Origin of the sequence: Marinobacterium sp. YM272, from assembly GCF_050908845.1 — a bacterium.
GTDB lineage: Bacteria > Pseudomonadota > Gammaproteobacteria > Pseudomonadales > Balneatricaceae > Marinobacterium_D.
The window spans coordinates 1,523,986-1,548,020 of record NZ_CP194171.1; the positions used below are offsets into that span (position 1 = coordinate 1,523,986).

A 24,035-nucleotide genomic window follows, 5' to 3' on the forward strand; every position below is an offset into this window, starting at 1 on the left:
AAGTGATATCTGCCTGGATAGTCCGTTTGATCTGGTTAAAACACGCCGACCTCGGCTGGCGGGCGGACCGAGTCTGGCAACTCGCTGCCAGACCAGACTCCAACCAGAATCCCCTGGCGACGGGACAGGCCGGTCAGGGACTGCTCCTTCTCCCGGCTGACGGTAGAGCGGTTACGCAGGCACGCGCTCCAGTCGAGCATCTGCTCGCGCAGTTGCTGGCGGATAGCCGCGTATCCGGGGTCGCGGCCCAGATCGATGAACTCGTTCGGATCGTTGTGCAGATCGAACAGCATGTCCGGCAGACCCAGGCAGTGCACCAGCTTGTAACGGCCGTCAAATGCCATGGTCGTGCGAGCTTTCAGCGGATCGACGCCGAGTTGGTTTGCCACCGGCAGGCGTCCGTAGTCACCTTCGGAAAAGATGACCGAGCGCGCCGGCAAGTTGGCTTCGCTGTGGAGCCAGGGCTGCAGCGAATGGCCCTCCAGGCGGTGTTCCGGCGGTTTACCACCAACGGCCTCGATAAAGGTAGGCAGCAGATCGATGGCACCGGTCAGGGCGTCACAGGTCTGGCCCCGGGTACTGTCAGCGGCCGCGCTGGGATCATGGATGATCAGCGGGATCTTCACTGACGGCTGGTGGAACAGGTCCTTCTCGCCGAGCCAGTGGTCGCCGAAGTAGTCGCCGTGGTCAGCGGTCAGGGCAATCAGCGTATGTCCGGCCTGGCCACTGCTCTCAAGGTACGCAAACAGCCGTCCGATCTGATCGTCCAGTTCCTTGATCAGGCCGTAGTAGGCAGGCAGTACGTGATTGCGTTTTTCGACATCCTGGAAGGTGCGGGCGACGCCAAGCTGCATGAACGCCTGTACCAGCGGGTGCGGATTCTCCAACTCGCTTTTCGAACGTACCGGTGCCGGCAGCTCGCAGCCCCGGTAAAGGTCGTGGTAGGGCGCTGGCGCCAGATAGGGCCAGTGCGGCTTGATATAGGATAAGTGCAGGCACCAGGGATTATCGCCGAGCGCATCAATGGTTTCGATAGCCCGTCCCGTCAGGTAGGCGGTTTCCGAGTGCTCCGCAGGTACCCGGGCCGGGCGGTGCGCGTTCTCCATGTAGAAGCCGGATAACGGCGTGCCCTCATCGCTATCGGCGGCGTTGGCCCACTCGAGCCAGGGGTTGCGGCCGTTGAAACCCTGCTCGCGCAGGTAATCGTTGTAGCGCGGCTCCCGGCTTGAGTAGGGGCCCGCCGGCCCCTCCGGATGAATGCCGTCGTCGTGCTCGCCTTCAATGAAGCCGGCGTTGGTGAGAGCACGGCCCTGGTCCGATTGCGGATCGATGCCCAGGCGCGCCATGCCGTCACGGTCCGGTTTCATGTGGGTCTTGCCGAGCAGAACAACCTGGCGCTCTTGCTCACGCATGTAATCGGCCAGGGTCCACTCGTCGAGGCGGAAGGGCCAGTCGTTCCAGGTCGCGCCGTGGGAGCGAACGTGGCGCCCTGTGTATATCGAGGCCCGCGAATTACCGCAGCTGGTGCCCTGGGTGTAGGCGTTGGTGAAACGAACCCCTTTTGAGGCTAGCCGGTCGATATTGGGCGTGTTGACCACCTGGTTGCCATAGCAGGAGAGGGCATCCCAGCGCAGCTGGTCGATCATGATGAAGAGGATGTTTTTCACAGACATCAGCTAAGCGCCTCTTGCAGTTTTACTTGTTTGGTACGGTGTAGGACCAGCATGCCAAGGCCCAGTACAGCAGCCGCAATGCTTGGAATCTGGAAGGGCGAAAGCAGCAGTATCGCCAGGGCGAAACGGGTCAGAACCGACAGGTGTCCCAGTGCGTGCTGATCAAAGCGGGCCAGGGCACTGCCGGCCAGATAGAGGGCCAGTGCCAGCTGTGCCAGCATCCACAGATAGGCGCCCAGGCTGAATACGCCACCGGCTTCGGGCACCGTCAGCATCAGCGGGTTGTAAACGAACGCGAACGGAATCAGGAAGATCATCGCGGCGATGCGGGTACTGGTCACGGCGGTGGCCATCGGCGAGCCCTGGGATATCGACGCTGCGGCAAAGGCTGCGATCGCTACCGGCGGGGTGATGGCCGAGGCGACACCGAAGAAGAACACGAACATGTGAGCGGTGATCATCTCCAGGCCGAACGCCTGCAACGTGGGGCCCATGACGACGATGATGGCGATATAGGCCGGCAGCGTCGGCATGCCCATGCCTAGTATGATGCAGCCGATCGCGGTGATCATCAGTGCCACCAGAAGCGAATATTCCGAAGCACTGGACAGCAGCACCGCAAACTTGGTCGGAATGCCGGTGGATGACATCGAGGCGACGATGATGCCCACGATCGCAATTGCGATACCCAGGCGTCCAACCGTGATGCCACCCTCGGCCAGAGCGCACAGGAGTCGGTAGGGTTGGCGCCGGATCTGCGGATTGATCAGGCTCAGCGGCAGCAGCGCGAAAATAGCGGTGATCGACGCACCTGCAGGAGAGGCGCCCTGAATCAGCAGCACGACGATGATCGCCAGGGGGGCGACGATCAGCAGCAGGTTGATCCAGTCCTGGCGGGTTACCGGATCTGGCATGTCCTGTTCGTTGGCCTCGACACCCAGTTTGCGTGCCTCGAAGTAGACCGCCAGGAAAAGGCTGGCGTAGTAGGCCAGTGCCGGAATCAATACCGCGACGATGATGGTCAGGTAGCTGACGCCGATATAGTCAGCCATGACCAGTGCTGCAGCACCCATGATCGGCGGCAGAATCTGCCCGCCTGTTGAAGCGGTCGCTTCAAGTGCGCCGGCAAAGTTGCCGGAGAAACCGCGCTTGCGGATCATCGGAATAGTGACAACGCCGGTGCCCACAACATTGGCCACCGCACTGCCCGAAACGGTACCGAACATGGCAGATGCAAGAATCGCGGAGTAGGCGGGTCCGCCGCGGAAGCGATGCATCAGCGCGAAGGAGATACGAATCATCGAATCGCCCGCGCCACAGCCGTCGAGTACCGCACCGAGAATGATAAACGGCAGGACTGTGCTGAGGATGATCCCGAAGATGCTGCCCATCAGGCCATTATCGGCACTGAACCAGAGGTTCTCGGCGAGGTTGTCGATCGGGTCCCCGCCGGACGTACCGAGAATGCCCGGCCAGTAATCGCCGGTGCTCAGATAGGCAAATGCCAGCAGGCCGATAATGGCGATAGGCGCACCCCAGAGACGCCAGCACAGCAGGGTAGCTACGGCGACTGCAGCGACGGCAACCAGGGCGTCGGCAACATCGAAGAATACAATCGACTTGATCATCTGCACGCCGACCTCGTAGTAACGCATGCAGCAGTAGGCAACGATTACCAGCGCGATGAGGTCCAGCAGAATACGCCAGATCGGCAGCGACCGTCCCACGGTCAGGGTACGCTGCCAGCCGTAAACGACGCCAATGGCCACGCAGAGGAAGAAAAACAGGGGCCGGAACCATTCTAGGCCGAAGGGCCCAATACGGGGTATGGAGGCGTAGCCCGGCATGACATTGGCCAGGCCCAGAAAGGCCAGCAGGCCCCCCAGTACCCAGATCAGGTACTGCAGTTTATTAGTGCAATTGGACATGGTGATACTCATTTGCGCGTGAGAGTTGCCCAGGCCGCTCTGGCCCGGGCTGAGTGCGCCTTAACAGGCGCTCAAACGGCAATACCGACCGGGATTACTGCTTGACCAGCAGTGTCTCCGGGATCTCGATACCGGCTTCCTGGTAGTACTTGACTGCGCCGGGGTGAAGCGGCGCATTGATGCCGGCGAAGGGGTCGCTGGTGTTGGTGTCGCCCAACAGAGCGTTAGAGGTCTTGATGGCGTCGATGTTTTGCCAATAGGCCTTGGTAAAGCGGTAGGCGATATCGTCATCCATCTTGCGGTTAACCGCCAGGTACATGATGTTCGAACCGGTCAGGATATCTTCATCACTGTTCACCTGGCCGGCGTAGGTGTTGGCCGGGATCACTGAGCTGGTCATGTAGGCTGTGTCGCTGTAGTCCTTCCACGCCTCAGTGCCGAGGACGCTTTTGGGGATACCGAGAATACGGATCTCACGTTGCAGGCTCAGTTCGTTAATCGACTGCTGCCCGACGGGGGCGCTGGTTACCAATACATCGTACTGGCCGTCCTGGAATCCCTGGATAGCGATATTCCAGGGCGCGCGGACCGCCTCGTAGTCGCTTTCCGGCTCAAGCCCGGAGGCCACTTCAATCATGCCGATAATCTGCATGTTGGCGGCACCTGCCGGTGGGCCGACGAATACACGCTTGCCGCGCACATCATCCCAGTCCTCGATACCTGAATCTGCCCAGGTGATGGCGTGGTAGGTGCTGCCCGGGAGCCCGGTCAGAGAGCGAACCTCGCCGGCCAGCTTTTTGGCCGGTTCAGCCTGCTGGGCGTAGGGACCAACACCCTTGCTCATGGCGCTGAAGGCGGGTGGCGGTACCAGGGATGCATCGAGGCGGTTTGCAGCCAGCTTCATGATCGACTTGGTCAGGGTCTGGCCCAGTATGACCTCCAGGTTGATATCTTCCTTGGCGGTGTACTGGGCGATCGCCTGCGGGAGGATGCCGGTAACCGAGGAGGCGCTGCCGGCATCCAGGCGCAGGGTTTCGGCGCCGGCCGGAGACATCGAAACAGAAAGAGCGCAGAGTGTACCGAGAACGGCGACTGTTTTTTTCATGAACACCTCTTATTTTTTTATTAGTGCATTGTCGTGAATCAAGTCTGCGTCATGGAGATAAATTCGTATAATGGGTTTTTAAACTCTTAAACATAAAAAAAAGAATATAAGGTGCCGCCCTGATACAAGGTACCTCCCCGGAGTCACTATGGAGCCCAAGCATTTAGTTCAACTGGCGGCCGTGCTGGATTGCGGTTCGATCAACCTGGCAGCACAGCAGCTCAACATCACCCAGCCGACACTGACAAAAAACATGCAGACGCTGGAGATGCAGGTCGGTGCCAGTCTGTTTAGCCGCAGCCGGCACGGTGTGCGTCAGACCGAACTCGGTGAAGCACTGGCGCGGGAAGGGCGAGTCATTGCTGATGCGGTGCGAAATGTACAGCAGATAGCGGTGCGCCATGGCCTTGGCATGGAGTCGGAAATTCGCATGAGTGTCGGCCCCCTGGTGGCAGCGCTGCTTATGCACCGGGTGACTGCAAGCCTTAAAGCTCAGATGCCAGAGCTGTCGCTGATGATCCAGGTGGGAACGCCGTGGACCGCCATTGACCAGCTCAACCGGGGGCAGCTCGATGTGGTGATAGGGCCAGCGGTGCCGACTGCCCGGCCTGAGATTGAGCGCATACGCCTGTTCGAGGACGAAGTGGCCGTCTTCGCGTCAGCCTCCCATCCGCTGGCGCAGGCCGACAAGTTAGATGCATCCGATCTAGATGGTTATGACTGGATAAACCTGGCGACCTACGCCTTCCTGGATGAATCCCCGGTCGAGCCGTTACTCAGAGCGGGTATTCAGCGCTTTAACACAGCGATCGCGCTCAGTGGCGATGTCATGATCTGCTTTAATTCCATGACGATGGGGCACTACCTGAGTCTGATGCCCGTGAGGCTGACCCGGCAGGCGCAGCAGGATTACGGCCTCAAACGCTTGCCGATCGATGCCGACTTCGGCTATCGCCATCTCTACCTCTGGCATCGTCGCGACGGCAAGTTTCAGGGACTGGTCGAGAACATTCGTGACACGGTAATGCAGGTACTGCAGGAAGAATGAAGGTGGTTTGCTGGAAGGTATTCAGACCGCGGGCTTGGTGGATGGTGCGGGGTAATCTTTGGCCTTAAAAGTCGTAAGGCAGAAACCATAGCCGATCTTTTGGCTGGATTGGGAAACAGGGCTCTGACTCCTATTTTCAAACGAGCTTGGTAAAGCCCTTGCCGAGAGTGTCCTCAGTAGGGGCAGTCGCAGACGAGCTGAGCAACTGTCTGATTCCCATAAAGTGTCTACACTCAGTTGGATGCACTTTTTCAGGGGAGAAAACGATGACAGGCATGCACGGCGTGGGAAAGATCGGACAACCGGAAATTCCGCAGGAGGCGTTTGATTGGTACGACGAATATGCGCATGGCGACATAGACCGCCGTACCTTTTTGCAGCGACTTGGAACGCTGGGGATTGCAGGGCTGAGCGCGGCTAGCTTGGCAAAAGGTTTGTTACCCAACTACGCATTGGCCGAACAGGTGTCGTTCAATGATCCCGATATTAAGGCGACATACGTCGAGTTCGATTCGCCCGATGGATATGGGCGGGCCGGAGGATATCTGGTCGTCCCCACCGGTGTCAGCGCTGATCAACCCGCATCTGCTGTGTTGGTAGCCCATGAGAACCGAGGTCTTAACCCGTACATCGAGGATGTGGCGCGGCGTCTTGCCAAGGCCGGCTATATTGCGCTGGCGCCGGATGCATTGTTCTCGCTGGGAGGCTATCCCGGTAACGATGACGAGGGGCGGGCGATGCAGAAGGAACTTGACCGCGGCAAAATTGAAGAGGACTTTAAAGCTGGTGCTCGGCTGCTGAAAACTCACGAAATGAGTACGGGGAAGGTCGGGATGGTGGGATTCTGCTTCGGCGGTTATCTGACGAACGAATTGGCTGCAACGCTGCCCGATGTCATCGACGCAGGGGCACCTTTTTATGGTACACCGCCGAGTTCTGATGTTGCGGCTATTAAAGCGCCTCTGCTACTTCATTTTGCCGGTCTGGATACGCGGGTGAACGGTTACTGGCCTGATTATGAAGCGGCGTTAAAGCAGGCGGACGTTGACTACACGGCGTATGTTTATCCTGACGTGAACCATGGCTTCCATAACGATTCGACGTCCCGCTATAACGAGGAAAGCGCCGAACTGGCCTGGAGCCGTACGCTGCAGTTTTTTGATGAGAAACTGAAAGGATAATAACGGACAGAGTGGTTTATAAAGAAGGGCTGGTGCTGATGCGCTAGGCCTTTTTATTTATCAGGCGTTGGCTTGTTGGATTGAGCAGCAGAGTGACCCTACGCACAGGTAACGCCAGGTGGAGGTAAACAGCCCGGGTAGGGCATATCAAAAATAGGGCTCTGACCCTATTATTCGTTTGTTATAAATCAACTTCGCAATCACCTACTGTAAACGTATAAGAATCTTCTTTTTCTGTAGCGAGGACAATCTTATTGCCGCTAAGGTATGCTACTTTTTGGTCAGCGCTGACGTCACAATATGAGTACATTTCCATTTCAAAGCTATATGCAAACCATCGGATAAAGTCTGATGTCGCATTCATGTAACCTTCGTTATTTTGAAGAAAGTTAAGAGACACGGAAAACAAAACAATTGCACTGAATACACGACCAAATAATGTAATTGGATTATTTGCGAATAACTCTTTGACGTGCGATAAGCTCAATAGTTTTTTTAACGAAAATTTATTTAGTGATAGGCACGACACTAAAATCAATAACAACATCCAGAAAGCAAAAGTAAATGCTAGAAACAAAGCTGCAGTATAAGGTATCGATAAGATTGCACTCAATGTAATTGTGTATCCAAAAGGGCTGACTGGTGCTTCCAATGCACCATTTACGAACGCATGAGCCATACCCAAGTTGAAGGTAGTACAACCAACTATGAAGACGCTGGCAATAGATTTTCCAAAGATATTATTTGTGAATGTCTCAGCGAGATCTATTACGTATAACGCTAACCCACATATGCAAGCCCCGAAGCTAAGCCAATAGGCAGGGAAGTCACTAAACTTAGCAATCAAAGGAACTAAGAGCAGAAATGCGACGCTTAAAAGGTATGCGACTTGTTCATTGTCAAGAGTGCTTATCTTTTCCGACAATAAATGTCGAAGCTTTACTGAATCCATTCTTACTCCTGAGTCCTAGCGTTATAAGCGATGGTTAGCAGGAAATAGGGCTCTGACCCCTATTTCTACAATTGTGTATTTCTCAAACTCGATAGAAAGTAGCTGCTCAAGATCATCAATATCCCACAGTGAAATATCACGTTTCATTCGGCCAGATGGCAAGTAAATAGACAGGCTGACATCTGTCACCCCAAACTCTTCACGTTCACAAAGATCCTTATATTCAATTTCTGCTTCTTTACAACGCTCAATTACCGCATTAACCAAACTTTCGGCACGTTCAGCCTCAGCAATTTCATCCTCGTCATACTCTTCGTGGCTCAACTTAATCTCCTTGTGAATCTAACGCCTCACCTTACCAGGCAGAGGGAAGCGGTAGCGACCCGAAGGTCGAGTGCATGTGAATGTTAACCTTTGGAAAGAAATGCTCAGGCTGTCAACTGTGTAGGCCTGCTACGCATGCCCTTTCTCTGATCCATCAGCTTAGAGCTCTAAAGGGCCATTTTTGGCCCGCCCCAGTTTCGCTACTAAACCCCTCGCGACGCCTTTTTAGACCGGGTGCCAGTCGCTTTTTTTCTTGAGTAAGGTCAAATCGGGCAACAAGCATTTCATATATGTGTGTAGTTGCTGCTTAATACATTCGAGAAACAGCGCCTTAAAGGCCGCGGCCGCCACGCCCACATTGGCCGTTACAAGTCCCGCAATTGTGGCTGCAAGGGCTGATCTTTTTAGGCAATAGACGATAACATCAATCACGATCTGATCAACATCGGCGCGGTGGGCGAGCACTGCATAAAGAACGCGTTTAGTATTGCGATAATACAGCTGGGGTAGCTTGAGAGAAATTCGCACACAGCCGACCTTGATTACCACACGTCGCCAGACGATCTTGAACTCGGGATATTGGATCAGTGTTGCAATACGTTCCTGTTTGTAATCTATATGCTCGCAATTCATTGCTGGGCTGTCTTCGACAATGTCCCGGATAATATCGATCGCGCCAACAGTATCCTCGGGGTCGTCAACCTCAACTGCCCCATCATCGCGCTCGCGCACGTCTTCATAACGGCTGTTTCGGTACTTCAACTGAAAAACCTCATCCTGCACGTAATACCCGACTATGGAACGGTCCTGGCGATCGTCCACGTGGGGTTGACCGCTTTTGCGTAGTTCAAAGTAGACCATTGCCTCATAATTACCTGCCGGGATTCCGTTGTCCGTGGCAAAGTCGTCCGGGTTAGTTCCTGGCCCGTCAACATAAGCGGAAAAGGCGTCACGAATATTTTGTGCTTCTTGTGCGCTAAGACCTGGGGCTAGAAAGAGCTCGTGCCAAACAACCACCTCGACAGCTTGAGAATGAATGATCTGGGTTTCGACCTGGGAATGAATGGCGAGGGTGGCGATTTCAACTAGATCATAAGTGCGAATCTCAGCTTGCATCACACCAAGAACGCCGTTCGTCCCAGTTGTTTGATCCAGGGGAACGTGGTCGGCGGGGTTAAAAGGTGGGCCTTGGCGGGTTAGCGCTGTCTCTGCATAGCCCTCGTGGATCAGATAGTCGCGCTGTTTGCCATAGCTCGGATCTTTTAACGTAGTTTCAGTAGAGCGGGTAAATTCACGAATTTCGGGGCTGTCAAAATCAATTGTAAAACTGGTTACCGTAGGCATGATAAACTCCTTTTTAAAGTGATTAGCAGCCCGTTAATGAGGTCTATGACCTAATAATAATTATTAGCGGGAATACCTTCTAATCCAGTGGTTATGATCGAATCATCTGTAACTGTTTGAAATTGATTTTGAAAAAGACATGCTGCTCAGTGGCAGTCGAATAAAGGGTACTCGTCCCGACAGGCAGACAGGTGAAAGGTTATTACTATTCGCACTTGAGCAAGGTGTGTAAAGGCCCGGTTCGGAACTTCTATCGAAAGGAGTTGGAATTCCCGCCAGCAACGGGTGTGAGTTGCAAATATCCATCAATCAGTCCCTTTGGATCTTTTGCGTGCTTTGTTTTGCGTCTACTGCCTGTCTGACGCTAAAAAGAGTTTAGCTACCCCTACGCAAAAGTCCAAGTTTCAAAGGGGAATGACTTTGAGGGAAGCGGTGTGAACGGCTGGTATTTTCACCTGACTGTAGTAAACGGTTACGAGCTCAAGGTGCTTTCACCCCACACCCTTTCAATATCACCTGTGTCAACTGCTCTGCCGCCAGATCGTAATCGCTCTGGGACATCTGCTCTTTACCGGTCACCTTGGAGATCTGCCAGTCGAAATCGGCGTAGGTCTGGGTGGATGCCCAGAGGGTAAACAGCAGGTGCTGGGGATCGACTGGGTCCATCAGGCGCTGGTCGATCCAGTCCTGGATCTTGGTGCTGCTCTGGAGCGTCTGCTCCATCATCTTTTCGGCGATATCCTCGGGCAGGTGAGGGGCGCCGTGCATGATCTCGCTGGCGAATACCTTGGAGGCGTGGGGGTGCTGCTGGGAGACTTTGATCTTGGCGCGGATATATTGCGCCAATACGGTGGCGGGGTCGCCGTTTTCATAGAAGGGCTGGGCGGCCTGCAGCAGTGGGTCGATGACGCTTTCGATAACGCTGCGGTAGAGGTTTTCCTTGCTCTTGAAGTAGTAGTAGATGTTGGGCTTGGGCAGCCCGGCGCGCTTGGCGATGTCGATGATTTTGGTGGCGGCATAGCCCTGGTCGGCGAAGATTTCGCTGGCTGCCTGGATGATCAGTTCTCGATTGTGTTCACTGATTCTCGACATCAAATGGTGGCTTCCCGGTTTTTGACTTTGGGGTTTATTTTTTTTCGCATGTTAGCACTTGGGGAAAAGTTGCCTCAAGGCCGGAGCTATATGGAGCTGGGTTGCTTGTTTTCTATCGGTAGCGCCGGATATCTCTTGGTTCTTATAGATGCAGGTTTCGCCTGCTGGCGAGTCAAGGTACTTGTACGGACAAGTACCTTAACAATCCGAAGCCGCCCCTTGTATGTTCGATCTCAAGGAACCGTTAAGCTCATTCACTAGTAACCGGGGAGGCCGTCCGCCCCTAGAGGCAGTTCAAACTGACCTCGTCCGTAGAGAGGCTCCCTGCCTCATTGCCCACCTCGAAGAGTATCAGGAAGCCAGTGAAACTGGACTTCGTATGACAAGGAAGAGGCAGCATCAAGTACGAGTTCGGGAAACCGGTGAACATTGTGATCTAAGCGTAGCGGGGTGTAAAAGCCAATGAGCGTGTTTGTCGGCATCGATATCTCAGCCAAAAAATTTGACCTCGTCAGTCGAGTGGACGGACGAGCCTCTAGGGCTAAGCAGTTCCAGCAAACATCCGATGGCCATGCGAGAGCGGTAGATGCGCTCCTGCTACTTCAACCGAAGCTAATCGTGCTAGAAGCCACTGGCATCTACTACTTGGATTTAGCAGTAGCGCTAGCGCATGCTGGGCTTCCAGTAGCGGTTATCAACCCAAAAAGTTTCCACAATTTCGCGAAGCTTACGCTGACGGGTAGCAAGACTGACGCGGTTGATGCTGCCCTACTCGCTGAATACGGTGAGCGCATGAGCCCAAGGCTCTGGACGCCTCCTGACCCTGCCTGTTTAGGCTTGAGAGATCTTGGCCGGCAAATCAATCGACTAACAGCTACACGTACACAAGCTAAAAACCGGCTGCATGCCCTTCAATCTAAAAGCGCCACAATGCCGCTTCTACTTGAGGATGAACAGGACGGTATCGACTTGCTGGACCAACGTATTGAGCGGTTAAGTAAGGCTGCTTTGGTGCTGATCGCCGAGAACCCTGCGCTTTCAGAAAGCTTGGCGAACATCCGTGCCGCCAAAGGTATCGGTGAAGCATCAGCTATCGCCATACTGGCTGAACTCTGTGTATTACCGCAGCATCTGAAAGCACCGCAGGTGAGCCGTTTTGCAGGTTTAGATGTACGAATAACGCAGTCCGGCAGTAGTGCGAACAAACCTTCCCGCCTGGGAAAAGCAGGTAATACATACTTACGCGCGGCACTATTTATGCCTGCTTTATGTGCCGTGAGGCATGACCCGAGGGCAAAGCACTTCTACGAAGCACTGATATCGCGCGGCAAGAAGAAAATCCAGGCCCTTTGCGCGGTCATGAGAAAGTACCTGACTGGGCTATGGGCCTGTATACAGACAAAAACCGCATTCAACTCAACCTTATTGTTCAGTGATGAGCATTTGAAAGGTTGACCCTCAACTGAGTATCTACGACTTGGTCGGCTGCGCCGACTGCCCTGTGCTTCTCGCCTGAAAGAGCGGGACGCGAAACTCACCGCTTCGCGGCTCAGACAGCACGTCCCTTGTTTCTCTTTCAGGCTGTGATGCTCGGCTGCGTCGAAGGGGAATCTGGGTGCGCTCAGGTAGTTTTGTGAAAACGAGCCCTGTTTTAACTACTTCGTTCCAGTTGGTTTGATGGCAATAAAAAAAGCCCTGCTTTTTACACAGGGCTGCGAAAGGTGCGGGGGAATTGTTCAGTCGATATGGGCGCCGTCGGCGATCCACATGCCTACCAGGTCGCGCTCTTCCAGGGTCATCTGGGTGACGTTGCCGAGCGGCATGGTCTGGGTGGCGATGGCCTGGGCGTGGATTTTTTCTGCCATCAGTTTGATCTCTTCTGCACTGTCGAGTTTGATGCCGGCCGGGGCGGTGGCGAAGCCGGCGAAGCTTGGGCTGGAGGAGTGGCAGACGGTGCAGCGTTCGTGGATCACTTCCGATACCTGGTTGAAGCTGACCTGCTGGGGCTGCGCCGCGCTGGTGTTTTTCTGCGGGGCAACCACAAAGGCCAGGGTCACCATGCCGAGTGCGGCAGCGGGTAGGGTCCAGGCGTATTTCTGAGACTCGTGACGGGTGTTGAAGTAGTGACGCACCAGTACGCTCAGCGCTGCGATGCCCGCCAGTACGGCCCAGTTGAGTTCGGCGCCGTAGGTGCTCGGGAAGTGGTTGCTGATCATGATGAACAGCACCGGCAGCGTGAAGTAGTTGTTGTGGCGTGAGCGTAGCAGGCCTTTGGCTGGCAGCTGCGGATCCGGTTCGCGGCCTTCTTCGATCGCTTTCACCAGCGCGCGCTGGGCCGGCATGATCACGCGGAATACGTTACCGACCATGATGGTGCCGATGATGGCGCCCACATGGATAAACGCACCACGGCCGCTGAATACCTGTGACAGTCCCCAGGCGGCGAACACCAGCAGGGCAAAGAGTACAGCACCGAGCAGGGCAGGGGTTTTACCCAGTGGAGAGTCACACAGGGTGGTGTAAACCAGCCAGCCCACAACCAGGCTGCCCACGCCGATGGCGATGGCGGCGGCGGAGCTCAGGTCAGAACCTGGAGCGACCAGGTAGAGCTGGGCGTTGAGGTAGTACACCACGCTCAGCAGCGCGAAACCGGAAAGGAAGGTGGCGTAGGCTTCCCATTTGAACCAGTGCAGCTGCTCCGGCATCTTCGGCGGGGCCAGCTTGTATTTTTCCAGGTGGTAGATACCACCGCCGTGAATGGCCCAGAGGTCGCCGGACAAGCCGTCACGCGGGTTGCGGCGGTCCAGGTGGTTTTCCAGCCAGACAAAATAGAAAGATGCACCGATCCAGGCGATACCGGTGATCATATGAACCCAGCGCACGGCCAGGTTGAGCCATTCAGTGATATGCGGATCCATTGTCTACTCCTCATAGTCGGTTGGCCCTGGCGATCTCACCTTAAGCCAACACTTTCTTTTTATGTGAAGTCCTACGACGTGCCTTAGATTTGCGGGCGTTGGGGAAGCTGGAGCCAAGCCCCTAGCTTCCCCTGCCTTAGCCTTACGGGGTCTGCAGCAGGATCTGTGTTTCGTCTGCGAAAAAGTATTCGTCGCAGTTGTTGCCTTCGCCTTCCCGGTCAACGACCAGGAAGTCATCTTCTTCCACGCAGGTGAGCACCGGGTGGTGCCACACGCCGGTGTGGTAGTTGACGCCCTGAGTACCATCGGTGATGAAGGCACGGATCGACGCGGGATCGGGCGTCTCACCGGCCGGTGCCACCAGCACCAGGAACGGGTTCTGTTTCAGCGGCACAAACGCCTGGCTGCCCTGCGGGTGGCGCTCCAGCATCTTCACTGGCATCGGCATGGGCGTATGCTGGGCCCTGAAGATGCTGATGATGCCGCGATCCCCCGCCTGGCCGAGCATTACCTCGGCAAGGCGGTGAAAGCGCTGGGTCGAGCCGTTGTTGATCATGAAAAAGTCACGATCACGGGTTTCGATCACATCGCCGAAGGGCTTGAACGCTTCGGCGGTCAGGGGTTCCGGTCGAATGATCAACATGCCGGGCTCCGCTCAGTCTGAGATCTTGCCGAACAGGCGCAGTCGGCTGATACCGCCATCCGGGAAGATGTTGATGCGGATATGGGTGATCGCGCCGATATCGTTGATCTCGGAGCTGAACTCATGCTCCTGGTGCATCTCCAGCTTCTGCTGCGGCAGCAGCTCTTTCCAGAACAGGCTCTGGGTTTCGATCTGCGCATCGGTACCGCCTTTCACGTAAGAGGCCTGGATGGAGCAGCTGTCCGGGTAGTTGCCCTTGAAGTGCAAGGTGTCGACAACGATACGGCTGACTTCGCCTGGATGACCCAGTGCGACGATCACCCAGTCGTTACCCGGCGTACGGCGGCGGGCGGTTTCCCAGCCATCGCCCATGTTCACGCCACGGCCCGGGTTGAGGATGTTGCCCATCTTGCCGAAGTGCTCATCGCTGCAGGCGAGGGCGCGACCGCCGTTAAGGGCTGCGGCCAGATCGATCTCTTCGCCGGCGACGTTTTTCCAGTCCAGGTACGGGGTGCCGTAAACGCGCAGACGCGCAACGCCGCCATCCGGGTAGATGTTGAAGCGCAGGTGAGTCCAGGGGCGGTCATTATCGATGGCGTGCAGGTGGTGGCTGTTACCCTGCAGGCTGACGGCGCCGAGCAGCTCGGTCCATTCTGCATCGTCGGCCGGGTCGCCGTCCGGGCTGTAGCAGGCTTCCAGCGATGCCGACGGCGGGAAGTTACCGGTGAAGTGCGAGGTGTCGATATCCACACCGCTGATCACGCCCGGTACGCCGAGGCGGATGATGGTGTAGTCGTAGCCTTCAAAACGCTTGCGGCGTGATTCCCAGCCATCCATCCACTTGCCGTTGTCATCGAAGACGCCCTCTTTCCAGACTGCCGCTTCCGGCTGAAACATGCGGTTCACGTCGGCAAACCAGTCATCGGTAACAAAGATGGACTCGGTGCCGAGACGGGCGTCGGCCAGGTTGATCATTTTTTCGAAATTCGTGTTGCTCATTATTGTTCTACCTAAAGCTTAATAAGGGCACGTGAGGGGCATTGCGAATCCGGGTCTGACGCCCGATTTTTATATATTTTTAAACGCTTACATGATTTCTAAGCGCTTACATAATCTCTAAACGGAAGCGGGCGATCTTGTTGATCTCCTGCAGCGCCCGTTCGAACTCTTCGTCCGGCGTGTTGTGGATACGCTCTTCGAAGGCGGCCAGAATCTGGTGCCGGTTGCTGCCTTTAACCGCCATGATGAACGGGAAGCCGAACTTCTCCTTGTAGGCGTTGTTCAGGGTGGTGAAGCGCTCAAACTCCTCCGGCGTGCATTCGCTGATGCCTGCGCCGGCCTGCTCGGCGGTGGAGGACTCGGTCAGCTCCCCGGCGACGGCGGCCTTACCGGCCAGGTCCGGGTGGGCATTGATCAGGTCGAGCTGCGCCTGCCTGTCGGCCTGCAGCAGGATGTCGGCCATGCGCTGCTGCAGGGTATCGATGCTGTCGATTGAGCTGTCGCTGCCCTGATCGAACGCCTGCTCGGCTACCCAGGCGGAGTGCTCATAGATGTCGCCGAAATGGCTGACGAACGCGTCGCGGGTCATTTCGCTCGGCTTGCAGGTTTTAAAGGTCATATCGCTCACTTGGCCGCCTCCGGGTTGTACGGATGGTGTTCATGCCAGTGTTTGGCGATATCGATACGGCGGCAGAACCAGACCTTGTCGTGGCTGCGCACGTACTCGATAAAGCGGGCCAGGGCGGCGATTCGGCCCGGGCGGCCGGCCAGACGGCAGTGCAGACCGATGGAGAGCATCTTCGGTGCTTCGGCGCCTTCTTCATACAGGGTGTCGAAGCTGTCCTTCAGGTACTGGTAGAACTGCTCACCGCTGTTGAAGCCCTGCGCGGTGGCAAAGCGCATGTCATTCACATCCAGGGTGTAGGGGATCACCAGGTGGCCCTTGCCGTTGTTGTCGACCCAGTAGGGCAGGTCGTCATCGTAGGAGTCGGAGTCGTACATGAAGCCGCCTTCTTCCATCACCAGGTTACGGGTGTTGGGGCCGGTGCGACCGGTGTACCAGCCCAGCGGACGCTCGCCAGTAACTTCCTTGATGATGTCGATGGCGCGGATCAGGTGGTCGCGCTCTTCCGACTCATCGGTGTACTGGTAGTCGATCCAGCGGTAGCCGTGGCTGCAGATCTCGTGTCCGGCCTGAGCCATTGCCTGGGCCACCTCGGGGTGACGCTCCACGGCCATGGCGACGGCGAAAATGGTCAGCGGGATATCGTGCTTCTTGAACAGCTTCAGCAGACGCCATACACCGGCACGGCTGCCGTACTCGTAGCAGGATTCCATGCTCATGTGGCGCACGCCTTCAAGCGGCTGCGCACCAGGCATCTCGGACAGGAAGGCTTCAGATTCTTTATCGCCGTGCAGGGTGCAGCGCTCGCCGCCCTCTTCGTAGTTCAGTACAAAAGAGACAGCGATACGGGCGTCGTTGGGCCATTGTGCGTGGGGCGGGTTCTGGCCGTATCCGATCAGGTCGCGCGGGTAATTTTTGTTCACGGCTCAACTCCTTATAGAGGGTAGAGGTGGCGATAGAGCAGGTTGCAATGGAGCTCTTTTTTAGTGTGCATTGATTGTATACAAAAATTTCTGATTTCTACAACCCGGAATTTGCCTTTATGGTCAAAAAATACACGATCCATTACCCTGGATAGGGTGTTATTCCTTGATATACCAGCGCTTACGCGGTGCATTGGGCCGTTTTCACAAAGTGAATTCTTAAAATGTATACAATAAATGTTCTGTTGTGTGTTTTTGTCTGCCGATGATCTATAGTGGTGTGAATTGGCTGGAGAGCGTTTGAGCAGTTCTGGCTAAACCGAAAACAGTAAACAGAGGAAGAACGAACGATGGGCTACCTGACGACTCATGTGCTGGATTCCGCTCACGGCTGTCCCGGCGAAAACATCCCGGTTTCACTGTACCGAATCGGCAGTGACCAGAGCCGGGAGCTGATCAAGCAGACAGTGACCAACGACGACGGCCGTTGCGACCAACCGGTACTCGCCGCTGAGGATTTCGTTAAAGGTGTTTACGAGCTCCAGTTCAGCGTCGGCGCTTATTACCGCGCACGCGGCGTCGAACTGCCGGAACCGGCCTTCCTCGATGAAGTGGTCCTGCGCTTCGGCATCGCCGACGAAGAAGAACACTACCATGTGCCGCTGCTGATCTCCCCGTACAGCTACTCGACTTATCGCGGCAGCTGAGTCGGCGCCAATTAGTAAAAAGCCGCCCGGGAGACCGAGCGGCTTTTTTAGTGCTGTTCACAAACGCGCCTATGGAAGTAAAGATCGTTCAGTCAGTACTGAGGCATTACTGGCATAGAAAAATAACAGGGCACGTTCAAGTAGATCTTGCTTAGCGCAGCGAGATTTCCCCTTCTGCGCAGCCGAGCATCACAGACTGAAAGAGAAACAAGGGATCGACTGTCTGAGCGACGTAGGAGCGAGTTTGAGATCCCGCTCTTTCAGTCGAAAAGCACAGGGAAATCGGCGTAACCGATCAAGCGGCAGGGGCGGCTTCGGATTGTTAAGGTACTTGTCCGCATGTATGGACCGGGGACATAGGTAACAGAACGTTAACTCGCCAGCAGGCGAAACCCGCGTCCAGCCAAGACGCCAGGCTAGTCATATATGATTTCGTTGGCTAAGCCCGACCAGTCAAACAAGTAGCCAAGGTGTTACTTAATCAACACCACACTCCCAATCCCCACAAACAATCCCGCACTGGCACGATTGAAGTGCTCCAGGTTACGACCGTTCTTCAACACCGGCGTCAGCAGACGCGCACCGCCGCCATAGGCCAGCTTGCAGATCAGGTCGAGCACACACCAGCTCAGGCACATCACCAGCAGCTGCGGCAGCAGCGCCGTATCCGGTGAGATGAACTGCGGCAGGAAGGCGACGAAGAACAGAATATCCTTCGGGTTACTGATCCCCAGCGTAAAAGCCCGCACAAACATCCGCGATGCCAGTGGCTTGGCCGGTTGGGCGTCTGCGGCCTGAGTGCCCTGTGCCGCTTCCCGCCAGGCCTTGTAACCGAGCCAGATCAGGTAGCAGGCGCCGGCATAGCGGATCACCGAGAACAGTGTCTCGGAGGCGGCCAGCAGGGCGCCAAGTCCGGTTGCCGAGGCTGTCAGCAGGGTCAGTGAGGCGAGGGTGCCGCCGACGAAAGCTGGCAGACTGCGTCGGATGCCGTGGTTAAGGCTGTTGGCCACCATCAACAGCGACAGCGGGCCGGGGATCAGGATCACCAGCAGGGAGGCCAGGCAGAACAGGGACCAGCTTTCAAAACTCATAACAGGATTACTCAAATAAAGTGGGCCACCATCCGGGGCCCACATCAGGGTTTCAGGGTTTAGTCATTCAACGTGCCATCAGGGCAGGAAGATAAACTTGGCGATAAATATCGCTGTCAGCGCCCAGACACCTGCGCTGATCGATGCGGCTTTGCCGGTGCACAGCTTCAACGCCGTGTAGGAGACAAAGCCCACCGCGATGCCGTTGGCGATGGAGAAGGTCAGCGGCATCATGATCGTAGTCAGAATGGCCGGCGTAAACTCGGTCATATCCTCCCAGTCGATTTTCGCCAGTGAGCCCATCATCAGCATGGCAACGTAGATCAGGGCGCCATCCACCGCGAAGGCGGGCAGCATCTGTGCCAGCGGCAGCAGAAACAGGCCGAACAGGAACATCACGCCAATCACCACCGCGGTGAGGCCGGTACGACCGCCTGCTGATACCCCGGCGGCCGACTCCACGTAGGAGGTCACCGGCGGGCAGCCAAAGGCGGTACCGATCACAGAGGAGATGGAGTCCGCCTTCAGCGACTTGTCCAGCCCCTCGATCTTGCCGTTTTCATCCTGCAGGTTGGCGCGCTGGGCAACGCCCATCAGGGTGCCGGCGGTGTCAAAGATGTTCACGAACAGGAAGGTGATGATCACCGGAATCAGGGCGACTTCAAACGCACCGGCGATATCCAGCTGCATAAACACCGGGGCCAGGTCGGCAAAGTTCGGCACGGCAACCAGTCCGCCCTCCGGCCAGGCCACAAAGCCTGAAGCCGGCGCCCAGTCGACACTGACGGTAAAGAATTCATAAGGCAGTACGGCAGCCATGATGAAAGCGATGGCGGTGGTGATGCCGATGCCGAGAATAACCGAGCCGAATACGCCGCGGTAGCTGAGGATGCTGATCAGCAGAAAGCTCAGCAGGCCAAGTGCCGGTGCTTCCGGGCCGAACTGGCCGAAGCCGAAGTGGGTCAGGTCAGCCAGGGCGACCACGTTGTCCGGGTTCGGCACGACCAGGCCGGTGAAGCGCAGACCGATAAAGCCGAGGAACAGGCCGACACCGGCGGTCATCGCCAGACGCAGGCTGAGAGGAATACTGTTGAGCATCCACTCACGCAGCCGGGTCACACTCATTAGCACAAACAGGATACCGGAGAGGAACACCGCCCCCAGGGCGATCTGCCAGCTGTAATCCATCTCCATGACAACGGTAAAGGTGAAGAAGGCGTTAAGGCCCATGCCCGGTGCCAGGCCGATCGGCCAGTTGGCATAGACACCCATAAAAATAGTGGCGATGGCGGCGCCGATACAGGTGGCCAGAAACAGTCCGTCGAACGGCATGCCCGTTTTGGACATGATGATTGGATTCAGAAAGATGATGTAAGACATGGTGATAAAGGTGGTCAGACCCGCGATCACCTCGGTCCGTACATCGGTTTTATGTTCGTGAAGTTTGAAAAAACGGTCTAGAAACCGGCGGCTATCCGGCGGAGTCGTGTCCTGTGCTATTTCTTGCTCTATGCGTTCCACAACGTTATCTCCTGGAGGGGGATTTCTGGGCCCAATTTTATTTTTATAAATGACGGCAGCTAATTCTGCTCGCCGGGATGTTGTGTTTCATTCCCTGGAACTCGGGAGGCGGTGAACAGATCCTTACCTTCTTGGCGTGACCCTGAGTGTTCAGGGATCTGGCAGCGCTTTGCTGCGAAGTGATCTTTCATTCGGCGTAACCTCCCTCGGCACTGTCCTTGATCGAGCTATGCTCAATTGTGCTTTATTTGATCTTAAAATTGTATACATAAAATTCAACCCCGGAGTCAGGTTTTTTCGTACAGCGAAATCTAAAATCGATGAATGAGATCGATATTGAGCGGAATCGGGGGGCAATTACTTATTGCGGACGGGGCTTTGTGGATTGAGCCAATCCTGGAGGAAAAGGTTGTGATCACTTGTTGGGATAGATGCAGGGATTAATGTGTACAAAAAATGAGCCAAAGTGTACGATTTGCCCATATATCCCGGCCGGCGGCCTTTCCCGGTTCGGTGCCGTGACTAGATAGCGAATGAAGCCTTATGAGTCGGTTAACGGAAGTAAGGAAAAGTGATCCCATGAAGGGAGAGAAGAAAACCCAGGACGATATCGTTTACGAACATATCTTCGACGCCATCCTGGAACAGCGGCTGGCGCCGGGGACCAAGCTGAACGAAGAGTCGTTGGGTGAGATTTTTGGTGTCAGCCGTACCATCATACGGCGCGCACTGGCCCGGCTCGGCTATGAACAGGTTGTGGTTTTGCGGCCGAACCGGGGGGCAGTCGTTGCCAGCCCAACCCTTGATGAAGCCCGGCAGATTGTCTTTGCCCGCCGCGTGGTGGAAAAAGCGGTTACCGAACTGGTGTGTGAGAACGCCGACGCGAGCCAGATTGAACAGTTGAAGCAGATGGTGCGCGACGAGCAGGCCTGCTTTGACCGTGGCGACCTGGGCGCGGGCATCCGTTTATCCGGCGAGTTTCATCTATTCCTGGCTGAAATCGCGAAGAACCCGCCGCTGCTGAGCTTCCAGCGCAGCCTGGTCTCACTCTGCTCGCTGATCATCGCCCAGTATGAAAAGGGCGAGACCAAGTCCCACTGCTCCTATGATGAGCACTTCGAGCTGATCGACGCCTTCGCACAGCGTGACAAGGAAAAGTCGGTCGCGCTGATGATGCATCACCTGGATCACATCGAGGACAAGCTGAACCTGGGCGATGAAAAGGAAGAGAATGATCTTAAGTCGATCTTTTCCAATGTGATGAGTCGCAAAACCAGCTAATCGATCCGGTTGGTCGCAAGAAAACGCCCTAGCTAGGGCGTTTTTTTATGGCCGTATCTAAATCACCTTTTATAAGTCTTACTGCCCAATTCGCTAAGTGCAGCAAGGTTTCCCCTTCTGCGCAGCCGAGCATCGCAGGCTGAAAGAGAAACAAGGGACAGGCTGTTTGAGGCGTAGCCGAGTTTCCTGTCCCGCTCTTTCAGTCGAGAAGCACAGGGAAATCGGCGCAGCCGATCAAGCGGCAGGGGCGGTTTGGGATTGTTAAGGCGCTTGTCCGCACAAGCGCCTTAACTCGCCTGCAGGCGAAAGCGGCATAAGGGAGTGCATCAATCTTGATGAGGCAGACAGCAAGCATTTAGAGCGCTACAGCATCTTTGTTCTCCGCCGGGAAGCGGGAGCAACGCGGCCACGCAATTCTTGGCGCTTTACTGTGGCGCCGGGCTAATCTCGGTTATAGACCTTCTCACCCATCGCAAAGGTTTCCTTTACCGCCCGGTCATCACCCAGCGTCATCAACACAAACAGGCGCTCCTCCAGCGATTTGGCCTGCTGCATGCGATAACTCATCAGTGGCGTGGCGTTGTAATCCAGCACCACGAAGTCCGCTTCGCTGCCCGGTTCCAGGGTGCCGACCTGCTGGTCCAGCTCCAGCGCGCGGGCGCCGCCCAGGGTGGCCAGGTAGAACGATTTGAATGGGTGCAGCTTGGTGCCCTGTAGCTGCATCACCTTGTACGCCTCATTGAGAGTCTGCAGCATCGAGAAGCTGGTGCCGGCGCCCACATCGGTACCCAGCCCGACCTTGATCTTGTGCTGCTCCGCCTGGGGCAGATTGAACAGGCCGCTGCCAAGGAACAGGTTGGAGGTGGGGCAGAAGGCGATGGCAGAGTCGGTCTCGGCCAGGCGCTGGCACTCCTCGTCACACAGGTGTACGCCGTGGGCGAACACCGAGCGCTTGCCGAGCAGGTTGTGGTGGTCGTACACATCCAGATAGCCGTTCTGCTCAGGGAACAGTTCCTTGACCCACTCGATCTCATTGCGGTTTTCCGACAAATGCGTGTGCAGGTACAACCCTTCATGTTCACGCAGGAGCTGTCCGGCGGTGGCCAGCTGTTCCGGGCTGCTGGTCGGCGCAAAGCGGGGAGTTACCGCGTAGTGCAGGCGGCCTTTGCCGTGCCAGCGCTCAATCAGCGCCTTGCTGTCCCGGTAACCGGTTTCCGGGGTGTCGGTCAGCGCCTCCGGTGCATTGCGGTCCATCATCACCTTGCCGGCGATCATGCGCAGATTGCGTTTCTCCGCCGTGCTGAAGAAGGCATCCACCGACTGTGGATGGACGGTACCGAACACCAGCGCGGTGGTGGTGCCGTTGCGTAGCAGCTCGTTAACGAAAATTTCGGAGACCTCAGCGGCATGGGCCGGGTCGGCGAACTGTTGTTCGGCGGGGAAGGTGTAATTTTCCAGCCAGTCCAGCAACTGTTCGCCGTAGGAGGCGATCATGCCGGTCTGGGGATAATGGATATGGGTGTCGATAAAGCCCGGGGTGATCAGGGCATCCCGGTAATGGTGGATGCTGGTGCCTGAACCCAGGGTTTTCGCGATTTCTGCCGCGTCACCCAGTGCGGTGATGCGACCGTTCTCGACGACCAGCATGCCGTCTTCAAAGTAGCGGTAGCTGTTCTCAAGACCGAGCTCGGCCGGGTCGCCGAGGCTGTGGAGTATGGCGGCACGGTAGGCTGTGGTACCGCTGGCATGGGTGGCTGTATCTGTCATGTGGTTTTTTCCGGTATTGCGTATTGAGGGGAAGCAGCCTGTTAAATCGCAAGCCGTTCCACCGCTGCTGTTTCGATAGGGGGCTTGGACTCGGCGCCGAATGCCGCGTTGTACTGGGCGATCACCTCGCCGGCCACGGAGACAGCGATCTCCGCCGGCAGTTTGCCCTTCACCTCCGGGATGCCCATGGGGCAGGTCATCCGCTCCAGCAGGGTGTCGTCGAAGCCCTTGGCCTTCAATCGGTGCTCGAACTTTTTCCGTTTGGTCTCGGAGCCGATCAGACCGAAGTACTTGAAGTCGTTGCGCTTCAGGATCGCTTCGCTGAGCTCCTGGTCCAGCTGGTGGTTATGGGTCATCACGATGAAGTAGCTGTCGGCCGGTTGCTGCGCGATTTCGTCCACGGGGAACTCGTTGACCACTTTTTCCACACCCTCCGGCAGCGTGGCCGGGAACTCTTCCTCCCGGGCATCGACCCAGCGGATGCGGCAGGGCAGGGTGGCCAGGATCGGCACCAGAGCCCGGCCGACGTGGCCGGCGCCGAACAGAACGATCTGCACGATGCCGGTGTTGAGCGGTTCAAACAGCAGAGTGGTGGCCCCGCCGCAGCACTGGCCGAGGCTCGCGCCGAGGGAGAAACGCTCCAGACGCGGCTGGCTCTGTTTCTCCTCCAGCATGGCACGGGCGATCTTGATCGATTTGTGCTCCAGGTGGCCGCCACCGATGGTATCGAACCGTTCGTTGGCGCTGACCAGCATCTTGGCGCCGGCATTGCGCGGTGTTGAGCCGCGCTCGTCCACGACGGTGATCATCACCGCCGGGGTGGCGTCGGCTTCAAGCTGGCTCAGGGCCTTGATCCACTCGCTGTTCATAGTTCAGCTCCCCAGTTTTTGTTGTTGTCTTTAGCGTTACGGGG

At 56.3% G+C, this 24,035-nt stretch carries 21 protein-coding genes; 5 read left to right on the forward strand and 16 right to left on the reverse strand.

The window, feature by feature from the left end:
• Positions 1-35 precede the first annotated feature (35 nt).
• The 3 genes from ACQUQP_RS07050 to ACQUQP_RS07060 all read right to left on the reverse strand — a co-directional run bounded on the left by ACQUQP_RS07050 (position 36) and on the right by ACQUQP_RS07060 (position 4,706).
• Positions 36-1,673, reverse strand: coding sequence for a sulfatase-like hydrolase/transferase (locus ACQUQP_RS07050; RefSeq protein WP_432698093.1), 1,638 nt, complete (start codon positions 1,671-1,673; stop codon positions 36-38).
• A complete protein-coding gene (locus tag ACQUQP_RS07055; RefSeq protein WP_432698094.1) occupies positions 1,673-3,601 on the reverse strand; it encodes a TRAP transporter permease in 1,929 nt (642 codons plus the stop codon). The genes ACQUQP_RS07050 and ACQUQP_RS07055 overlap by 1 nt, the downstream gene beginning before the upstream one ends.
• Positions 3,602-3,695: 94 nt before the next feature.
• Positions 3,696-4,706 carry a TAXI family TRAP transporter solute-binding subunit gene (locus tag ACQUQP_RS07060; RefSeq protein WP_432698095.1) on the reverse strand — a complete coding sequence of 337 codons (1,011 nt, stop codon included), beginning with the start codon at positions 4,704-4,706 and terminating at the stop codon, positions 3,696-3,698.
• A gap of 148 nt (positions 4,707-4,854) precedes the next feature.
• Between ACQUQP_RS07060 and ACQUQP_RS07065 the strand changes: the two genes are divergently transcribed.
• Both ACQUQP_RS07065 and ACQUQP_RS07070 read left to right on the forward strand, forming a co-directional pair.
• Entirely contained in the window at positions 4,855-5,754 is a 900-nt protein-coding gene (locus ACQUQP_RS07065; RefSeq protein ID WP_432698096.1) for a LysR family transcriptional regulator, read from the forward strand.
• Positions 5,755-6,029: 275 nt separating this feature from the next.
• Positions 6,030-6,935 carry a dienelactone hydrolase family protein gene (locus tag ACQUQP_RS07070; RefSeq protein ID WP_432698687.1) on the forward strand — a complete coding sequence of 302 codons (906 nt, stop codon included), beginning with the start codon at positions 6,030-6,032 and terminating at the stop codon, positions 6,933-6,935.
• A gap of 181 nt (positions 6,936-7,116) precedes the next feature.
• Here ACQUQP_RS07070 and ACQUQP_RS07075 read toward each other — a convergent pair whose 3' ends face one another.
• The 4 genes from ACQUQP_RS07075 to ACQUQP_RS07090 all read right to left on the reverse strand — a co-directional run bounded on the left by ACQUQP_RS07075 (position 7,117) and on the right by ACQUQP_RS07090 (position 10,647).
• Positions 7,117-7,887 carry a hypothetical protein gene (locus ACQUQP_RS07075; protein ID WP_432698097.1) on the reverse strand — a complete coding sequence of 257 codons (771 nt, stop codon included), beginning with the start codon at positions 7,885-7,887 and terminating at the stop codon, positions 7,117-7,119.
• Positions 7,888-7,908: 21 nt separating this feature from the next.
• The gene (locus ACQUQP_RS07080; protein ID WP_432698098.1) at positions 7,909-8,211 is read right to left on the reverse strand and encodes a hypothetical protein; all 303 of its coding nucleotides are present in this window, start codon (positions 8,209-8,211) and stop codon (positions 7,909-7,911) included.
• 225 nt (positions 8,212-8,436) lie between these two features.
• Entirely contained in the window at positions 8,437-9,555 is a 1,119-nt protein-coding gene (locus ACQUQP_RS07085) for a hypothetical protein (RefSeq protein ID WP_432698099.1), read from the reverse strand.
• A gap of 480 nt (positions 9,556-10,035) precedes the next feature.
• A complete protein-coding gene (locus tag ACQUQP_RS07090; RefSeq protein ID WP_432698100.1) occupies positions 10,036-10,647 on the reverse strand; it encodes a TetR family transcriptional regulator C-terminal domain-containing protein in 612 nt (203 codons plus the stop codon).
• A gap of 462 nt (positions 10,648-11,109) precedes the next feature.
• Here ACQUQP_RS07090 and ACQUQP_RS07095 point away from each other — a divergent pair, with 462 nt between their 5' ends.
• On the forward strand, positions 11,110-12,102 hold the full coding sequence (locus ACQUQP_RS07095) for an IS110 family transposase (RefSeq protein WP_432695830.1): 993 nt from the start codon (positions 11,110-11,112) through the stop codon (positions 12,100-12,102).
• A 281-nt stretch (positions 12,103-12,383) separates the two neighbouring features.
• Here ACQUQP_RS07095 and ACQUQP_RS07100 read toward each other — a convergent pair whose 3' ends face one another.
• From ACQUQP_RS07100 to puuE, 5 genes are all read right to left on the reverse strand, one after another.
• Complete coding sequence (locus ACQUQP_RS07100; RefSeq protein ID WP_432698101.1) at positions 12,384-13,565, reverse strand: urate hydroxylase PuuD; 1,182 nt, start codon at positions 13,563-13,565, stop codon at positions 12,384-12,386.
• 142 nt (positions 13,566-13,707) lie between these two features.
• Entirely contained in the window at positions 13,708-14,208 is a 501-nt protein-coding gene (locus ACQUQP_RS07105; protein ID WP_432698102.1) for an ureidoglycolate lyase, read from the reverse strand.
• 12 nt (positions 14,209-14,220) lie between these two features.
• Positions 14,221-15,207 carry an allantoicase gene (gene alc / locus ACQUQP_RS07110; RefSeq protein WP_432698103.1) on the reverse strand — a complete coding sequence of 329 codons (987 nt, stop codon included), beginning with the start codon at positions 15,205-15,207 and terminating at the stop codon, positions 14,221-14,223.
• 106 nt (positions 15,208-15,313) lie between these two features.
• On the reverse strand, positions 15,314-15,826 hold the full coding sequence (gene uraD, locus ACQUQP_RS07115) for a 2-oxo-4-hydroxy-4-carboxy-5-ureidoimidazoline decarboxylase (RefSeq protein ID WP_432698104.1): 513 nt from the start codon (positions 15,824-15,826) through the stop codon (positions 15,314-15,316).
• A gap of 5 nt (positions 15,827-15,831) precedes the next feature.
• A complete protein-coding gene (gene puuE, locus ACQUQP_RS07120) occupies positions 15,832-16,755 on the reverse strand; it encodes an allantoinase PuuE (protein WP_432698105.1) in 924 nt (307 codons plus the stop codon).
• A 350-nt stretch (positions 16,756-17,105) separates the two neighbouring features.
• Between puuE and uraH the strand changes: the two genes are divergently transcribed.
• Positions 17,106-17,462: a hydroxyisourate hydrolase gene (gene uraH, locus ACQUQP_RS07125; RefSeq protein WP_432698106.1), complete on the forward strand. Its 357-nt coding sequence runs from the start codon at positions 17,106-17,108 to the stop codon at positions 17,460-17,462.
• Between the two features lie 473 nt (positions 17,463-17,935).
• Here uraH and ACQUQP_RS07130 read toward each other — a convergent pair whose 3' ends face one another.
• Positions 17,936-18,553, reverse strand: coding sequence for a LysE family translocator (locus ACQUQP_RS07130; RefSeq protein ID WP_432698107.1), 618 nt, complete (start codon positions 18,551-18,553; stop codon positions 17,936-17,938).
• A 78-nt stretch (positions 18,554-18,631) separates the two neighbouring features.
• Positions 18,632-20,074 (reverse strand): NCS2 family permease, encoded by a 1,443-nt coding sequence (locus tag ACQUQP_RS07135; protein ID WP_432698108.1) that lies wholly within the window; start codon positions 20,072-20,074, stop codon positions 18,632-18,634.
• Positions 20,075-20,653: 579 nt separating this feature from the next.
• On the opposite strand from ACQUQP_RS07135, the gene ACQUQP_RS07140 reads away from it, so the two are divergent.
• Complete coding sequence (locus ACQUQP_RS07140; protein WP_432698109.1) at positions 20,654-21,355, forward strand: GntR family transcriptional regulator; 702 nt, start codon at positions 20,654-20,656, stop codon at positions 21,353-21,355.
• 441 nt (positions 21,356-21,796) lie between these two features.
• Here ACQUQP_RS07140 and guaD read toward each other — a convergent pair whose 3' ends face one another.
• Positions 21,797-23,122, reverse strand: coding sequence for a guanine deaminase (guaD, locus tag ACQUQP_RS07145; protein ID WP_432698110.1), 1,326 nt, complete (start codon positions 23,120-23,122; stop codon positions 21,797-21,799).
• Between the two features lie 41 nt (positions 23,123-23,163).
• Entirely contained in the window at positions 23,164-23,991 is an 828-nt protein-coding gene (xdhC, locus tag ACQUQP_RS07150; RefSeq protein WP_432698111.1) for a xanthine dehydrogenase accessory protein XdhC, read from the reverse strand.
• Between the last annotated feature and the right edge of the window lie 44 nt (positions 23,992-24,035).

Coding starts and splice junctions, on each gene's coding strand:
- ACQUQP_RS07055 (WP_432698094.1), bottom strand. CDS start 3,601: ATGTCCAATTGCACTAATAAACTGCAGTACCTGATCTGGGTACTGGGG.
- ACQUQP_RS07100 (WP_432698101.1), bottom strand. CDS start 13,565: ATGGATCCGCATATCACTGAATGGCTCAACCTGGCCGTGCGCTGGGTT.
- ACQUQP_RS07065 (WP_432698096.1), top strand. CDS start 4,855: ATGGAGCCCAAGCATTTAGTTCAACTGGCGGCCGTGCTGGATTGCGGT.
- ACQUQP_RS07075 (WP_432698097.1), bottom strand. CDS start 7,887: ATGGATTCAGTAAAGCTTCGACATTTATTGTCGGAAAAGATAAGCACT.
- ACQUQP_RS07095 (WP_432695830.1), top strand. CDS start 11,110: ATGAGCGTGTTTGTCGGCATCGATATCTCAGCCAAAAAATTTGACCTC.
- ACQUQP_RS07140 (WP_432698109.1), top strand. CDS start 20,654: ATGAAGGGAGAGAAGAAAACCCAGGACGATATCGTTTACGAACATATC.
- uraH (WP_432698106.1), top strand. CDS start 17,106: ATGGGCTACCTGACGACTCATGTGCTGGATTCCGCTCACGGCTGTCCC.
- ACQUQP_RS07060 (WP_432698095.1), bottom strand. CDS start 4,706: ATGAAAAAAACAGTCGCCGTTCTCGGTACACTCTGCGCTCTTTCTGTT.
- ACQUQP_RS07090 (WP_432698100.1), bottom strand. CDS start 10,647: ATGTCGAGAATCAGTGAACACAATCGAGAACTGATCATCCAGGCAGCC.
- uraD (WP_432698104.1), bottom strand. CDS start 15,826: ATGACCTTTAAAACCTGCAAGCCGAGCGAAATGACCCGCGACGCGTTC.
- ACQUQP_RS07130 (WP_432698107.1), bottom strand. CDS start 18,553: ATGAGTTTTGAAAGCTGGTCCCTGTTCTGCCTGGCCTCCCTGCTGGTG.
- ACQUQP_RS07105 (WP_432698102.1), bottom strand. CDS start 14,208: ATGTTGATCATTCGACCGGAACCCCTGACCGCCGAAGCGTTCAAGCCC.
- alc (WP_432698103.1), bottom strand. CDS start 15,207: ATGAGCAACACGAATTTCGAAAAAATGATCAACCTGGCCGACGCCCGT.
- ACQUQP_RS07085 (WP_432698099.1), bottom strand. CDS start 9,555: ATGCCTACGGTAACCAGTTTTACAATTGATTTTGACAGCCCCGAAATT.
- ACQUQP_RS07070 (WP_432698687.1), top strand. CDS start 6,030: ATGCACGGCGTGGGAAAGATCGGACAACCGGAAATTCCGCAGGAGGCG.
- ACQUQP_RS07050 (WP_432698093.1), bottom strand. CDS start 1,673: ATGTCTGTGAAAAACATCCTCTTCATCATGATCGACCAGCTGCGCTGG.
- guaD (WP_432698110.1), bottom strand. CDS start 23,122: ATGACAGATACAGCCACCCATGCCAGCGGTACCACAGCCTACCGTGCC.
- xdhC (WP_432698111.1), bottom strand. CDS start 23,991: ATGAACAGCGAGTGGATCAAGGCCCTGAGCCAGCTTGAAGCCGACGCC.